The organism is Pseudobutyrivibrio sp. (genome assembly GCF_017471675.1).
GTDB lineage: Bacteria > Bacillota > Clostridia > Lachnospirales > Lachnospiraceae > Pseudobutyrivibrio.
Map to the genome: position 1 here is coordinate 1 of NZ_JAFUSK010000090.1, position 14657 is coordinate 14657.

The 14657-nt window shown below is 37.8% G+C and carries 16 protein-coding genes; 12 read left to right on the plus strand and 4 right to left on the minus strand.

The features are described 5' to 3' along the window. Positions 1-234 precede the first annotated feature (234 nt). Entirely contained in the window at positions 235-702 is a 468-nt protein-coding gene (locus tag IJ535_RS13505) for a methylglyoxal synthase (protein WP_294303866.1), read from the minus strand. A gap of 227 nt (positions 703-929) precedes the next feature. Here IJ535_RS13505 and IJ535_RS13510 point away from each other — a divergent pair, with 227 nt between their 5' ends. The 7 genes from IJ535_RS13510 to IJ535_RS13540 all read left to right on the plus strand — a co-directional run bounded on the left by IJ535_RS13510 (position 930) and on the right by IJ535_RS13540 (position 3799). Continuing rightward, positions 930-1211, plus strand: a complete 282-nt coding sequence (locus IJ535_RS13510; protein WP_294303867.1) for a type II toxin-antitoxin system RelE/ParE family toxin — start codon at positions 930-932, stop codon at positions 1209-1211. 11 nt (positions 1212-1222) lie between these two features. Further along, the gene (locus IJ535_RS13515; RefSeq protein WP_294303868.1) at positions 1223-1510 is read left to right on the plus strand and encodes a HigA family addiction module antitoxin; all 288 of its coding nucleotides are present in this window, start codon (positions 1223-1225) and stop codon (positions 1508-1510) included. Positions 1511-1531: 21 nt separating this feature from the next. Next, positions 1532-1723, plus strand: a complete 192-nt coding sequence (locus IJ535_RS13520; protein WP_294303873.1) for a helix-turn-helix domain-containing protein — start codon at positions 1532-1534, stop codon at positions 1721-1723. Positions 1724-1785: 62 nt separating this feature from the next. Further along, positions 1786-2136, plus strand: a complete 351-nt coding sequence (locus IJ535_RS13525) for a DUF3783 domain-containing protein (protein ID WP_294303875.1) — start codon at positions 1786-1788, stop codon at positions 2134-2136. A 33-nt stretch (positions 2137-2169) separates the two neighbouring features. Beyond that, entirely contained in the window at positions 2170-2838 is a 669-nt protein-coding gene (locus IJ535_RS13530) for a sugar O-acetyltransferase (protein WP_294303894.1), read from the plus strand. 160 nt (positions 2839-2998) lie between these two features. Beyond that, a complete protein-coding gene (locus tag IJ535_RS13535; RefSeq protein WP_294303877.1) occupies positions 2999-3319 on the plus strand; it encodes a DMT family transporter in 321 nt (106 codons plus the stop codon). Positions 3320-3322: 3 nt separating this feature from the next. Continuing rightward, positions 3323-3799, plus strand: coding sequence for a pyridoxamine 5'-phosphate oxidase family protein (locus IJ535_RS13540; RefSeq protein ID WP_294303879.1), 477 nt, complete (start codon positions 3323-3325; stop codon positions 3797-3799). A gap of 59 nt (positions 3800-3858) precedes the next feature. On the opposite strand, the gene IJ535_RS13545 is transcribed toward IJ535_RS13540, so the two are convergent. Together IJ535_RS13545 and IJ535_RS13550 are read right to left on the minus strand one after the other, a co-directional pair. After that, positions 3859-4722, minus strand: coding sequence for a DMT family transporter (locus tag IJ535_RS13545; protein ID WP_294303881.1), 864 nt, complete (start codon positions 4720-4722; stop codon positions 3859-3861). Between the two features lie 208 nt (positions 4723-4930). Continuing rightward, entirely contained in the window at positions 4931-5875 is a 945-nt protein-coding gene (locus tag IJ535_RS13550; protein WP_294303883.1) for an AraC family transcriptional regulator, read from the minus strand. A 164-nt stretch (positions 5876-6039) separates the two neighbouring features. On the opposite strand from IJ535_RS13550, the gene IJ535_RS13555 reads away from it, so the two are divergent. From IJ535_RS13555 to IJ535_RS13575, 5 genes are all read left to right on the plus strand, one after another. Beyond that, a complete protein-coding gene (locus IJ535_RS13555) occupies positions 6040-7848 on the plus strand; it encodes an ABC transporter ATP-binding protein (RefSeq protein WP_294303885.1) in 1809 nt (602 codons plus the stop codon). Further along, entirely contained in the window at positions 7848-9590 is a 1743-nt protein-coding gene (locus tag IJ535_RS13560) for an ABC transporter ATP-binding protein (RefSeq protein ID WP_294303886.1), read from the plus strand. The genes IJ535_RS13555 and IJ535_RS13560 overlap by 1 nt, the downstream gene beginning before the upstream one ends. Before the next feature lie 169 nt (positions 9591-9759). Further along, entirely contained in the window at positions 9760-11703 is a 1944-nt protein-coding gene (locus IJ535_RS13565) for an oxidoreductase (protein ID WP_294303888.1), read from the plus strand. Positions 11704-11733: 30 nt separating this feature from the next. Further along, positions 11734-12963: an L-lactate MFS transporter gene (locus IJ535_RS13570; RefSeq protein ID WP_294303889.1), complete on the plus strand. Its 1230-nt coding sequence runs from the start codon at positions 11734-11736 to the stop codon at positions 12961-12963. Between the two features lie 21 nt (positions 12964-12984). After that, the gene (locus IJ535_RS13575) at positions 12985-13848 is read left to right on the plus strand and encodes a LysR family transcriptional regulator (RefSeq protein WP_294303891.1); all 864 of its coding nucleotides are present in this window, start codon (positions 12985-12987) and stop codon (positions 13846-13848) included. Between the two features lie 194 nt (positions 13849-14042). On the opposite strand, the gene IJ535_RS13580 is transcribed toward IJ535_RS13575, so the two are convergent. Further along, a partial coding sequence (locus IJ535_RS13580) for a TetR/AcrR family transcriptional regulator (protein ID WP_294303893.1) occupies positions 14043-14657 on the minus strand: 615 nt, incomplete at its 5' end.

Consider the following 14657-nt stretch of genomic DNA (forward strand, 5'->3'; position numbering starts at 1 on the left):
GATAGTTGATAGCATCCAACTTGAATTGCTTGCTGTGTTGTTTTCTTTGACGTGACATAATGAGTTCCTCCATTTGTTGATTATACAATACTTGAAGGGGATATCTCATTTTGTTTTGTACTATTTAGATGCTAACACTAACTATGGAAAGCTTAGATTAGTCAAAAGAATATTTTCTATCATACAAAAGTAAAATAATAAAGGTCTTTCTCGTTGTGAGAAAGACCTTATTGTTTATAGAGTATTAGCTCTATCTGCAATATTCTTTTGGAAATTAATTACATCGTGGTCATAAGATGTATCCATAAGAGCTGATTTAATCATAAAATCAGCAGATGCCTTATTAACAGCCATTGGGATATCGTAAACCTGAGCAATTCTCATAAGTGCCTTAACATCAGGGTCATGAGGCTGAGCGGTAAGAGGATCAGAAAAGAATATAATTAAATCAATTCTACCTTCAACTACCTTTGCACCGATTTGCTGGTCACCACCAAGAGGGCCGGAATTGTAGCCTCTAACAGGAAGTCCAGTTTTGTCTGAAATCATCCTGGCAGTGGTTCCTGTGCCACATAAAAAATGATTTTTCAAAATATCTTTGTTATCTTCACACCATTGAATTAGAAGTGGCTTCTTGCCATCGTGAGCAATGAGTGCAATGTTTTTCTGTTTGCCAATTGTAAGTGTAATCTTGTCCTCCATAAGAACCTCCTGTCTATATTTCCTAAGATTATTCTAAAGTGAATTGAAGGAATCTACAAGTGTTTTTGACTTTTTTGAAGTTGACAAATTTATTGTTTTGTCAAGGATAAGTCATGGGGAATGTTTGATTGACTATACGCATTGCGGGTGATAATATATACACAATGCGTACACTACTATATATGATTGAAGTGTACACGTAAAACATGTATAATGGAGATATAATAATGATTAAATCATTTAAAAATCTAGAAACGATGCGTATTTATGAGCAGCATTATGTCAAAAGAATCCCTGTAGATGTTTCTAGAATTGCCTTAAGAAAACTAATAATGATGGATAATGCTGAAAATATTAATGATTTACGAATACCGCCAGGTAACAGGCTTGAAAAGCTGTCAGGAGATAGAGAGGGACAATACAGCATTAGGATAAATGATAAATATAGAATTTGTTTTCAAGAAATAGATAATGAATTCTACGATGTGGAGATTGTGGATTATCATTAGGAGGTAACATTATGATAATTAATACACCAACAGTTGGTGAAATATTAAAAGAAGAGTTTATGGAACCAATGGGAATTTCGGCTTACAAACTTGCACAAAGCATTTTTGTGCCTACCTCTAGGGTACAGGATATTTTGCATAATCGCAGGAAAATATCTGTTGATACATCCTTAAGGCTAGGAAAATTTTTTGGAGTTTCCGATGAATACTTTCTTAATTTACAAAATGATATTGATTTAAGAAATGCAAAGCTACAGCTAAAAGATGAAATTGCAAAAATAAAAACAATAAGAATGTAGAAGTCAAGAGGTGTTTATTTAATGGAAGATAATATCAATCAAAAGAAATTGATAGAATTGAGAGAAAGTACTGGGATGACAAGGCGTGAGTTTTGTGAATATTTTGGAATACCGTATCGAACAATGCAAGATTGGGAGTTAGGAAATCGAAAAATGCCTGATTATTTATTACGTCTGATGATTTATAAAATTAATATAGATCAAATATTGTAATTGGAATTTTTATTTTTCTTGTAAAACTAAGATTTCTTTTTTCTGATGTAAGGAGACCAGCTATGAGAGTTTTTGTGTACAATCTTATGTTTAATAAAATGGGGGCTGTGGTAAGAGCCTGTCGAGCAATTGGAGCGGAGATTGTGAATATAGATAATGAGGATATTCACAAATCTATAGAGTATTTAGTAGGTTCCAGTAAAAATGCAAAGCCAGGTATGGATTGTGATGAAAATGTATCTGAGCTTTTAATCTTTGATGGGTTCACAAGCGATAATTTAGATGATTTTTTGGATGCATATAAGGGAACACAGGCACCACCTGTAGCGTTTAAGGCTATGGTTACACCAGTGAATCTTAAGTGGTCGCCTGCATATCTTTATTTACATTTGAAATGTGAAATAGGAATCTAACATTAGGAGCGGAAGGAGAATAATCCAATGAAAATGAGTAATGTTGAAAGAAGAGATAAGGAACTGGTATATATATCAGATGATGAAGTGTTTGAGGAGCAGAAGATAGCAAGGCGTCTCACGCAGAAATTGAATACTGTTGACAGAGCTGATTTTGATTCAATAAAAGAAATTGTTAAGGAGCTTCTTGGAAAGACTGAGGGGGATGCATTTATTAATCCGCCATTTTATTGTGATTATGGTTCACATATAGAAGTAGGAAAGAACTTTTTTGCAAACTACAATTGCACCATGTTAGATGTAGGTAGAATCAGAATAGGTGATAATGTGCAGCTTGCTCCAAATGTGGCAATCTATACAGCAGGTCATCCAGTACATCCGGCTACCAGAAATACATTATATGAATATGGAATAGATGTCACTATTGGCAACAATGTGTGGATTGGTGGCAACGTGGTAATTTGTCCAGGAGTAACTATAGGAGATAACACTGTAATTGGCGTCGGTTCTGTTGTTACCAAGGATATTCCTGCTTGGTCTGTGGCAGCTGGAAATCCATGTCGTGTAATTCGAGAAATTACAGAGGTAGACCGCAATAAACAATTTGCTGGTAGAGAAATTGATGAAGAAGCATGGCGGGATATACTTCGAATTCAAAGGGAAGAGGATGATATAGCAAAATATCCTACAGCAAATAAATAACAATTAGCTTGAATTATTCACTACTAATATTTATTATATAAAAGAATATTTGACGCCCACTGCTACCGAGTAGTGGGAATACCGTCAGCCTTGCATCGTTAGGTCTTAGCAGATGCATGGTTGGCGTTTTTTATTTTGAGTAGAAGAATGGAGGATTATTATGCATTGGATTTTTTTGTTGTTTGCGGCAATTTTTGAGGTGAGTTGGGCTATAGCAATGAAGTATTCGGATGGCTTTAGTGTGCTTGTTCCATCGATTATTACAGTGGTGGGATATATTCTTAGTGCGGTGTTTTTGTCACTTGCCCTAAAGCAGCTGCCACTTGGAACAGCATATGCCATGTGGACAGGCTTTGGTATAATAGGTACATCTGTTTTAGGTGTATTTTTATTTAACGAAAAGCTGACAGTTCCACAGGTAATCTGTGTCATTCTTATTGTAGTAGGCATTGTGGGATTGAAGTTACTTGGAAAGGAATAAGCTATGTTTAGAAAAATGAGACGCTTTAAGCAGCAATTATCTGAGGAAGAGTGTATTGAGGTATTAAAGAATGAGCCAAGGGGTGTGTTATCACTTATAGGAGAAGATGGCTATCCTTACGGCATGCCTATTAATCAGTGGTATTGTGAGGAAGATGGAAAGATTTATTTCCACGGAGCAAAAGAAGGACACAAGATTGATGCCATAAAGGCTAATGGAAAAGCAAGCTTTTGTGTTTATGACAAAGGCTACAGAAAGCCTGGTGATTGGGCTTTAAATATCAAAAGCGTAATAGTATTTGGTGAGATAAAGCTTGTAGAGGATGAAAAAACTACAATTAAAATCTGCTCACACCTGGTGGAGAAATTTACTGATGACAAGGAATATCTTGCAAAGGAGCTAAAAAATAACCTGGCAAGAGTGCAGTGCCTAGAGCTTACTCCAGTTCATATGACAGGAAAGCTAGTAAATGAATCATAGGTGAGAAAATGAATAATGCTATTTATTATTTTCTTTTGAAAATGTAATCATCCAAAGCATCAAAAATATGAGTCCAAAGCCTGCAGCGTCGTATATTGTAAATCTACTTTTGAGTACAAAAGTAGATTTACAATATACGACGCTGCAGTTATAGGCTCAGCAAAGCTGTAAAGAATTGCCTTTTGAGGCCCGATTATAGATACACCGCTTATATAAAGAGTAAATGCGCAGATATTTCCAACGACTACCACAAATGCAATTCCCAATATTCCATAAATATTTGGAACATAGTGTATCTGCCACATTTTAAATGCAAGTCCTAAAAGAATTCCACCAAATAAAAATGACCATCCCTGTGCAACAATAACAGGGATTTCTTTGGTTATCTTTTCAGCAAGTACGTTGTAAATCATTACACAAAAAGCGCTGCCAACACCTGCAAATAGAGCAGATACAGGCATTGATAGATGCGCTAAATTTCCATGAGTTGTCAAAAGGAATACACCTGATATAGCAAGGGCAATGGATATTATTTCTGATATCTTCGGTGCTCTTTTCATACTAATACATGTAACAAGAAGTATGAAAATAGGAGTAAGGTCCTGCATGATTGTACCTATGGCGGCATTGGAAAGCTCAATAGTGAGGAAATACAAAAACTGACAGGTACTTACACCTGCGATTCCATAAACCAGCATACAAAAAGCCATTTCTTTTGATTTCCATGGTTTGATTACGGTATCCTTATGTTTGATTATGCAATAGGCTAGAATCAGTATTCCTGAAAGCCCAAGTCTTATTGGCACAAGCCATCTACTGTCCATCTGTTGGACATCGAATAAGTACTGACCCATGGTTCCAGAAAGTCCCCAGCATGCAGCTCCAAGTATAGTAAAAAGAATTCCTTTAATATTTGTATTCATAGCTTAAATTCAAAAGTTCTTTCTAAAATGAGATTACGATTTAATTATATGAAATCGCAATGAATATAATACTTACTAGGAATGGAAAAGTAAAGAGTGGGTAGAATTACTTAGTGAATAAATTAATCATTGTAAAGTTAGACAAAACTAACTTAGAAGGTTATAATGACATCAAAAGTATGAATAAGCATAATAATGGTATAAAACACTACGAGGACTTTCTTCTGTATTCCAGAGGGAAGTTCCCGTATTCTTCCTTAAAAATTTTTGCAAAGCGGCCCTGATTACTGAAACCGCAGTTTACTGCTATATCAGAAATAGGAAGACGAGTCTCTGTCAGTAAGGCAGAGGCTTTTTTTAATCTCTCTTTTTTCATGTATTTGGAAACAGACATACCAAACATAGCATAGAAGTAGTTTTTTAGGCTGCTTTCTGAGGTATTAAGCCTAAGAGCTATTTCACGCATGGAGATATGTTTAGAAATATCTTCTGTAAGGATGCTGTGTACTTCCTTTGCTAGCTTAGCCTGCTCCCTTGTAAGGTATGAGGTGTTGGCAGGGATAACACTAGAGCTATTGGAAAGTATATACAGTATCTTTAGTATGTTTAGCTGAATAAGTCCCTTGTCAAGAGTGGAGGTTTCGTACAACTCTGCCCAGAGCCTTTGAACCTGTATATCAGTCTTTAGTATAGAGAGACTGTCTTTATAGCCGTATTCTTTATACAGCTGGTCTATATCGATATGGAAGTATTCCAGCATACGAAAAGTCTCAGCCGTAAAAAGCTTCTTATAGATATATATTTCAAACCCCTGATAAAATGCAGAAGGGTAGTAGAAGCTGTCAGAAACCACTAAGGAACCTACGCTGGTAAAAGTGTCCTTTACATATCTGTAGTCATTATCGGAAATCCGAAATTCGCATCTTCCCGAAACACAATAGTTAATTAGAATTAAATCCTTATCAACCAGGTAATCGTTTGTTGGCATTACAGTGGTATGCACATCATTAAAGGTCACAAATATACCTGGCAAAAATGGAAACAGAGTAATATCCACATATCCGTCATCGGTACAGCTGTGTATAGTATATACAGAGTCTATATTAACAAGCTTTTCAAATGTTATTTCGTTAATAGAATTATTATTTTTCATAATTAATATCTAAATGCTAAAATGTCCTTTTTTGATAAAACAGTATAGAAAGTTAGTTGTGACTAATCTATAATACCACATGGTTTTTAATAAAAACAATATTATTAGGTAAACTGGGAGGAAAGTTTAGATGAATACATACATAAATATAAGGGAGGAACAAAATGGAAAAGAAGAAACAAAGTGACGTGGCAGTTCTGTTAGGGTATGCAGGAAGCCATAAGGGATTAACCTTTTTAGGTTTGTTTTTATCAGCAATTGCAATGATACTCGGGATGCTTCCCTACATTTGCATTTGGCTTGTAGTAAGAGATTTGATTATGGTTGCACCAAATTGGAGCAATGCGGTGAATATTACAAGGTATGGATGGATGGCATTTGCATTTGCTGTCGGAGGAATTATCGTATATTTTTTAGCACTTATGTGCACGCATCTTGCTGCATTTCGAACTGCATCTAATATAAGAAAACAGGGGATGGCTCATTTAATGAAAGCGCCTTTGGGATTCTTTGACAGTAATGCATCAGGACTGCTTCGAAACAGACTTGATGGGGCAGCAGCTGACACAGAGACATTACTTGCTCACAATTTAGCTGATATAGTAGGAACTATTGCTATGTTTCTTACAATGTTAGTGCTTATGTTTGTGTTCGATTGGCGCATGGGAGTTGCTTGTTTACTTGCTGCTGTAATATCAGTTGGTGCTATGTGTACTATGATGGGAGGAAAGAATGCCCATCTTATGGCAGAGTATCAGGCTGCTCAGGATACCATGAGTAAGGCTGGTACAGAGTATGTTAGAGGTATTCCTGTTGTAAAGGTTTTTCAGCAAACTGTGTATTCCTTCAAGGCGTTTAAAGAGGCAATCGAAGCTTATAGCGCAAAGGCAGAGTATTATCAGGCTGATGTTTGCAAGGTCCCTCAAGCTGTAAATTTAACATTTACAGAAGGAGCATTTATATTCTTAGTTCCTACAGTACTTTTTATTGCACCTGGTGCAAATTCAGCTGGCAATCTGGCAGGTCTTGTTACAAACTTCGCATTTTATGCAGTTTTTTCGGCTATCGTTTCTACTGCTCTTGCCAGAATTATGTTTGCAGCCAGCGGAATGATGTTGGCTCAGACAGCACTTGGCAGAATTAATCAGGTTATGGAAGCGCCAACTCTTAAAATAGCTGATAATCCAAAAGTACCAAAAGGTAATGAAGTGGAATTTATAGACGTTAGTTTTACTTATGATGGTGCAGATATTCCTGCACTTTCACATGTGAGCTTTAAAGCAAATGCCGGCGAGACAATTGCACTTGTTGGTCCTTCTGGTGGTGGAAAAACTACAGCAGCAAGCTTAATACCACGATTCTGGGATGCATCTGATGGAATTGTAAAAGTAGGTGGGGTGGATGTGAAGGAAGTAGATCCACACGTTCTTATGAATCATATCGCATTCGTATTTCAGAATAATCGTCTATTCAAAAATACTATATTAGAAAATGTTCGCATGTCCAGACCTAATGCCTCTGAGGAACAGGTGATGGATGCTCTTAAGGCAGCACAATGCATGGATATAATTGATAAACTTCCAAATGGAATTAATACAATGCTTGGTACTGAAGGAACATATCTTTCAGGTGGTGAACAACAAAGAATTGCTCTTGCAAGAGCTATTTTAAAGGATGCTCCTGTGGTTGTCCTTGATGAAGCAACAGCTTTTGCAGACCCAGAGAATGAAGTGTTGATACAAAAGGCTTTTGCAAATCTTACAAAGGATAAGACAGTTATAATGATTGCACATCGCCTTTCAACTGTAGTTAACGCAGATAAAATAATCGTCCTAAGTGAAGGCAAGCTTATTGAGGAAGGTTCACATAGTGAACTTTTGGATAAGAAGGGAATGTATGAACGTATGTGGACTGATTATACCAAAGCAGCACAGTGGAAGATTGGTGATACAGAAGAAGGGAGGATTGCATAATGTTCAGTGAGAATTTCAAACGTAAATATGCCCTTTCTGATACAGGAGTTTCCAATGTGAAGAAGGGAATGTTCTGGACTGTTATAGTTAACCTGGTGGTAATGGGAGGTATGGGAATCTTATATCTTCTTATGGTACAGTTTATGGATACTCTTACAGAAGGTAAGAGCCTTCCAAGTGTTACACCATTCATCCTACTGACATTATTATTTGTTTTACTTTCACTTTTAACCCACATTGAACAATATAAGGCTACTTATGGTCTTGTCTATGGAGAGGTCAAGAAGGTACGAATTACATTAGCTGAAAGACTAAGAAAATTACCGCTAGGATATTTTGAAAAGAGGGATCTTGCAGATCTTACAGAAACAATCATGGGAGATGTGAATAGATTAGAGCATGTATGGTCACATTGTCTTGGCTATCTATATGGTTCTTATGTATCAACAGTGATTATTGCAATAGTGTTGCTAATATATGATTGGAGGCTTGCAATTGCTTGCCTTTGGGGAGTGCCTGTAGCATTTGCTCTCCTTTTTGGAAGTAGAAGTCTTGCAAAAAAGCATTCTGAAATTTCAAAGGCAGCAGCAGTAACTGTCTCAGATGGCATTCAGGAAGCACTTGAAAACATTCGTGAGATTCGCGCTACTAATCAGGAAGAAAGATATCTCGATGGCCTAAATTCTAAGATAGATGCCCATGAAAAAACGCTACTGGCAGGAGAACTGTCAACAGGAATATTTGTAAATGCGGCAAGTGTTATTATGCGACTAGGCGTGGCTACCACAATTCTAACAGGAGCAAATCTTATCCTTAATGGGAATATAGATTTCATGCTTTATTTTATGTTCTTGTTGGTTATCACTCGTATTTATGCTCCTTTTGATCAAAGCTTGGCCCTTATTGCAGAAATGTTTATTTCACAGGTATCTGCAAATCGTTTAATGGAGATTCAGGATGCAGATGCTGCTAGTGGGGCAGAAAGCTTTGCTCCAGCAGGTCATGATATTGAATTTAAGGATGTCAAATTTGCTTATGATAAAGAATCCGTTCTAAAAGGTGTAACCTTTACTGCAAAAGAAGGAGAGGTGACTGCGCTTGTTGGTCCTTCTGGTTCAGGAAAGAGTACCTGTGCTAAGCTTGCAGCAAGACTTTGGGATACTACAGATGGAAAGATTCAGGTTGGTGGAATAAATATAGCTGAGGTGGATCCAGAAGTACTTCTATCAGATTATTCAATGGTATTTCAGGATGTTGTTCTTTTTGATGATACAGTAATGGAAAATATTCGTCTTGGAAAACATGGAGCAACGGATGAGGAAGTGCTAGCTGCTGCAAAGGCTGCAAACTGTGATGAGTTTGTAACAAAGATGCCAGATGGGTATAACACCTTTATTGGCGAAAACGGCGCTAAGCTTTCTGGTGGAGAACGACAGAGAATCTCTATTGCAAGGGCACTTCTTAAGGATGCACCTATAGTTCTTCTTGATGAGGCGACAGCGTCTCTTGATGTAGAAAACGAGACAAAGGTTCAGGGGGCATTGTCTAGGCTTCTTGCAGGAAAGACCGTTCTTGTTATAGCACATCGTATGCGTACTGTTGAGGCTGCCGATAAGATCGTTGTTCTTGATGATGGAAAGGTAGTTGAAGAGGGTGCACCATCAGAGCTGCTTGCAAAGGAAAATGGATTGTTCAGACGTATGAGCATGCTTCAATCAGAAAGTCTTGACTGGAGTGTTTAAGCATTTTTGGTTAATTATAAATTAAAGATTTTTACAGGGTAGGTATAAACTATTTGTTTGTACCTGCTCTTTTTTTGTTGATAGATGGAGATTATAGGGGCATGTTAAAATAATAACAAGTTTAAATGTTATTTTTTTAACAAAGTTATTTTAGGAGGAACCGGTTACAATGGAAAGAAAGTATCCACATCTTACCAGCCCTATTACTGTTGCTGGTGTAACATTTAGAAACAGAATGTTCTCAGCTCCAATGGGTGGAACAGATATTACAAATGATGGTTGTATAGGACCAAAGTCTACAGCATTTTATGAGCTTCGTTCAAAGGGTGGAGCTGGCGCTGTTACAGTTTCAGAGTGCATGGTACATGAATCAGACGGAAGTCACGCATATAGATTAAATCCAGCTATCCTTAATTCACTTGCATGTGCCACATATACAGCAGATGCAATCAGAAGACATGGCGGTATGCCATCTTTAGAGCTTTCACACTCTGGTATGTTTGCTGGCACATACATGACAGATAAGACAAAGCAGAAGACTATGAAGCAGTGGGGACCTATGGACACAGTTAGACCTGATGGCGTAGAGGTTCAGGGTATGACTAAGGATATGATTGATGAAATCGTTAAGTCATACGGTGACGTAGCTGCAATGGCAAAGCGTGCAGGTTTTGAAATGATTATGATTCACGGTGGACATGGTTGGTTAATTAACCAGTTCCTTTCTCCACTTTTCAATCAGAGAACTGATGAGTACGGCGGAAGCCTTGAAAATAGATGTAGACTTGCAAAAGAGATTTTAACTTCAGTTCGTGAGGCAGTAGGTCCACGTTTCCCAATCGAATTTAGAATGTCAGGTTCAGAGTTCTGCGAGGGTGGATATGGTATTGAAGAAGGAATCGAGATTGCAAAGCAGCTTGAGGATTATGTAGATATTCTTCATGTTTCAGCTGGTACATACCAGAAGACATTTGGTATCACACATCCATCTATGTTTGAAGAGCATGGCAGAAATGTATTCCTTGCAGCTGAGATTAAGAAGCACGTTAAGGTGCCTGTAGCAACACTTGGTGGTCTTAATGACCCAGAGCAGATGGAAGAAATCATCGCTTCAGGCAAGGCTGATATTGTTTACATGGGCCGTGCACTTCTTGCTGATCCATACCTTCCACAGAAGGTTACAGAGAACCGTGATGATGAAATCGTTCGTTGCCTAAGATGTTTTACATGTATGGCTGAGCGTGCAGCTACATCTACAAGAAGATGTACAGTAAATCCACTTATCGGTAGAGAAATCGAAGGTGACGAGGTAACTCCTGCACCAGTAAAGAAGAAGGTACTTGTTGCCGGTGGTGGTCCTGGTGGATTATATGCAGCTTACACCGCAGCTCGTCGTGGACATCAGGTTATCCTTTGCGAGAAGGAATCAGAGCTTGGTGGAATTCTTAAGAGTGAGCAGGCTATTTCATTTAAGTACGAGATGTATCAGCTTACTGGCACATACGAGAAGCTTGCTAGAAATGCGGGAGTTGAGATTCGTCTTAATACAGAGGTTACTAAGGAATACGCTGAGAAGGAAAATGCTGATGCAATCATTATTGCAGTAGGTTCTACTCCACTTGTTCCACCAATCCCAGGTCTTGATGGAGACAATGTTGTTGTAGTTAACAATTATTATAAGGAAAAAGAAAAGGTTGGCGATAACGTAGTAGTTATGGGTGGCGGACTTGCAGGCTGTGAGTGTGCTGTTCACCTTGGCCAGGATGGTAAGAAGGTTTCTATCATCGAAATGAGAGACATGCTTGCTCCTGATGCAAACGTAAGACATCGTCCACTTCTTCTTCAGCAGATTGATAAATATGTTGATGTACACACAGGACTTAAGGCTGTTAAGGTTACAGCTGATGGTGTTCTTTGTGAAGACAAGGATGGCAATGAGGTAATGGTTGAAGGAAGCAGCGTAATCTGTGCCCTTGGTCAGCGTTCTCGTACAGATGTAGTAAATGAGCTTTTAGATGCAGCTCCATTTGTACGTGTTATCGGTGATGCTGCAAAGGTTTCAACAATCACTAATGCAGTTTACTGGGGATATCACGCAGCACTTGATATTTAAAAAAATAAGAGTATTCGAGGAGAAAATAAAATGAATCTTGATAAGAAAAGATGGATAGTTCTTTTAGCAGCATGCTTTATTAATCTATGCCTTGGCTCGATTTATGCATGGAGCGTATTTTCGTCAGCAATGACAGATTACTTTAACACAACACTTGGAATGAATGTAACACCAGGTGATCTGGCTATCGTATATACGATAGCAAACTCAGTTGGTCCTATCACTATGATTTCTGGTGGTTGGTTCAATGATAAATTTGGACCAAAGAAGGTTATCCTTGTTGGTGGTATTATGTGGGGACTTGGAATGTTCCTTTCTGGCTTTGCAACCAGCGTAGGATTTTTGATTTTAACTTATGGACTTATTGGTGGACTTGGTCTTGGAATGGCTTACGGTAGCACAATCTCAACATGTGTTAAGTTCTTTCCGGATAAGAGAGGTCTTATTGGTGGAATCACTACAGCTGTTTATGGTATGAGTTCAGTTATTTTACCACCAATCGTAACTGTTGTTGTACAGAATACTGATGCTACATTTGCTTTCAAGGCAGTAGGTATTACCTTCATGGTACTTATCGCATTATCTTGTTTATTCATGGAGCAGTGTCCAGAAGGATACAAGCCAAATGGATTTGAGCCAGCTGTAAAAGCTGATGGTGCAGCTCCTAAGAATCTTGATTGGAAGGGTATGCTTAAGACTCCAGCTTTCTATATCATGTTACTTCTACTTACATGTGGTGCTTTCACTGGAATGATGATTATTTCTCAGGCATCTGCTGTAGCACAGAACATGATTGGCATGACAGTAGTTTCTGCCAGCCTTGCTGTATCAGTTCTTGCATTCTTCAATGCACTTGGTCGAATTGTTGCTGGATATGTGTCAGATAAGATTGGTCGTATCAACACACTTACAGTAGCATGTGCGCTTGCCATCGTAGGACTTGTTTGCCTTTTCAATTGTGGACAGGGAATAGTAGCATTGTTCTACGTAGGTCTTTCAATTGTAGGTATCAGCTTTGATTCATTCATGGGTGTATATCCTGGATTTACAGCTGACCAGTTCGGTCCTAAGAACAATTCTGTAAACTACGGTATCATGTTTATAGGATTTGCACTTGCTGGATACTTCGGTCCTCAGATCATGAGAAATATTTTTGCTTCAACAAATGCGTATGCTAATGCTTTTATAATTGCTATAATATTCTCGGTAGTTGGAATTGTGTTTACATGCCTTTATAGAGTTGTAACACGAGATAGATAATTTTTATTAATGGGATGTGCCATGGATATTAAGGATTTTCACGCAATTATTGAGTGCTATGAAACAAGAAGCATAAATAAAGCCGCTAAGACTCTGTACATTACACCTCAGGGGCTTGGCAAGCTTTTAGACAGGGTGGAGCATGAGCTTCAGGTAAAGCTTTTTGAGCGCACCAAGCAGGGGCTTATACCGACAGAATCAGGAACCTTTTTCTATGAAAAGAGTCTTGGTATTATTTCCAAGGCTCATGAACTTGAAGCAGGGCTTGAGGTAATTAAGAACAAGAGCAATGTGTTCAAAGTAGGCTATTCTTGCGGGCTTATAAGAATGCTTCCCCTTGTTAAGGTTGAGCAATTTCAGGAAAAGCTTTCAAATACCAAGCTTGTGCTAGAAGAGGGTCCTAATGATGAAATCAAGGATGCCCTTATAAGGGGAAAGCTTGATATAGCTCTTGTTATTGGTCGTATTGCTGGCTCTGATTTTGTAGAAGAGGAGCTTGCAAGCAAGACTATGTGTGCGGTAGTTCCAAAGAATCATCCTTTATATTCAAGGTCATCCATTAAGATTGCAGACTTAAAAGATGAGCAGTTAATCTGCCTTAATGAAAAATATCAGTCCTATAGAAATCTTGTAAGCTCTTGTGAGAGGGAAGGCTTTTATCCTAATATCAGGATAAAAACAATGGAAGCCTCCATGATTTATGAGTTTGTAGCAGAAGGGCTTGGCATAGGAATAGATGTTGATATTCATAACAAGAAGTCAATTTCTAGTGACATCAATCTGATTCCAATAGAAGATGCTATAAACTGGAATGTGTATGTAGCTTATGAAAAAACCAAGGCTGGCGACGTACATGTTAAAGCATTTTTGGATATGCTTAGATAGTGATTCAATTGAAATGCGGTCTGCATAATAATTGTTAATATATATCCCAAGGCTTTTTAGCATCTCTTCATCTTTTGATGTTAGAGATGCTTTTTCATTATTCAAAAGGGATTGCCAAAATTGGCAGTCCTTTTTTGAATAATCGGTTAGCCTTTTCTAACACAAAGAGTTATAATGTGTTTATATAAGGGAGGCTAATCACACAGTATTTCTGTGATATGTGTGATCAGAGAGTCAATCATGTCTTGAAAGTTTTTTTTGATGAACACATTTTTAGTGGTAAGGCTAACTGCAATGAGCTTCATATAATTGCAGGCGAGCATCCAGTCGGGATCCTTAGCAGGGGATTCAAGTAACGATATCAGCATATGCATAGTATCACTGTCTTTTTCTTCATCTTTAATATATTTATCTGACCATGCAACAAGCAGACGTTTTTTCTCTGCATCGGTGAGAAAGGCAAATACATTGGGATTTTCTACAGATAGCCATTTAAGGTAATCTTGCAGGGAATCCTTTGTTAGTTTACCAGAAGCATCTAGGTAAGAAAAAAGCTTATCTTTGGCTCTTTTTCTTTCATGAAGCATCATGTGGTACATGAATTCGGACTTACTTTCAAACAGGTTATAAAAAGTTCCTTTGGCGATATAGGTGCTCCCAGTAAGCTTGTCTATGTTAACAGCATTAAGACCGCCTTTCTTTAACATTTTAAAGCCTTTGTCGAGCAATTTTACTCGTATTTCATTTCTATTTTCATCAGTAAAGACCTTGGGCATACTTGTTTCTCCGTTAAAAGTTTTAATGACTCC

Bases quoted from the DNA above. Each gene is read 5' to 3' on its own strand.
- IJ535_RS13515 (WP_294303868.1), top strand. From the start codon at position 1,223: ATGATAATTAATACACCAACAGTTGGTGAAATATTAAAAGAAGAGTTT.
- IJ535_RS13510 (WP_294303867.1), top strand. From the start codon at position 930: ATGATTAAATCATTTAAAAATCTAGAAACGATGCGTATTTATGAGCAG.
- IJ535_RS13550 (WP_294303883.1), bottom strand. From the start codon at position 5,875: ATGAAAAATAATAATTCTATTAACGAAATAACATTTGAAAAGCTTGTT.
- IJ535_RS13575 (WP_294303891.1), top strand. From the start codon at position 12,985: ATGGATATTAAGGATTTTCACGCAATTATTGAGTGCTATGAAACAAGA.
- IJ535_RS13535 (WP_294303877.1), top strand. From the start codon at position 2,999: ATGCATTGGATTTTTTTGTTGTTTGCGGCAATTTTTGAGGTGAGTTGG.
- IJ535_RS13540 (WP_294303879.1), top strand. From the start codon at position 3,323: ATGTTTAGAAAAATGAGACGCTTTAAGCAGCAATTATCTGAGGAAGAG.
- IJ535_RS13505 (WP_294303866.1), bottom strand. From the start codon at position 702: ATGGAGGACAAGATTACACTTACAATTGGCAAACAGAAAAACATTGCA.
- IJ535_RS13520 (WP_294303873.1), top strand. From the start codon at position 1,532: ATGGAAGATAATATCAATCAAAAGAAATTGATAGAATTGAGAGAAAGT.
- IJ535_RS13565 (WP_294303888.1), top strand. From the start codon at position 9,760: ATGGAAAGAAAGTATCCACATCTTACCAGCCCTATTACTGTTGCTGGT.
- IJ535_RS13560 (WP_294303886.1), top strand. From the start codon at position 7,848: ATGTTCAGTGAGAATTTCAAACGTAAATATGCCCTTTCTGATACAGGA.
- IJ535_RS13545 (WP_294303881.1), bottom strand. From the start codon at position 4,722: ATGAATACAAATATTAAAGGAATTCTTTTTACTATACTTGGAGCTGCA.
- IJ535_RS13570 (WP_294303889.1), top strand. From the start codon at position 11,734: ATGAATCTTGATAAGAAAAGATGGATAGTTCTTTTAGCAGCATGCTTT.
- IJ535_RS13525 (WP_294303875.1), top strand. From the start codon at position 1,786: ATGAGAGTTTTTGTGTACAATCTTATGTTTAATAAAATGGGGGCTGTG.
- IJ535_RS13555 (WP_294303885.1), top strand. From the start codon at position 6,040: ATGGAAAAGAAGAAACAAAGTGACGTGGCAGTTCTGTTAGGGTATGCA.
- IJ535_RS13530 (WP_294303894.1), top strand. From the start codon at position 2,170: ATGAGTAATGTTGAAAGAAGAGATAAGGAACTGGTATATATATCAGAT.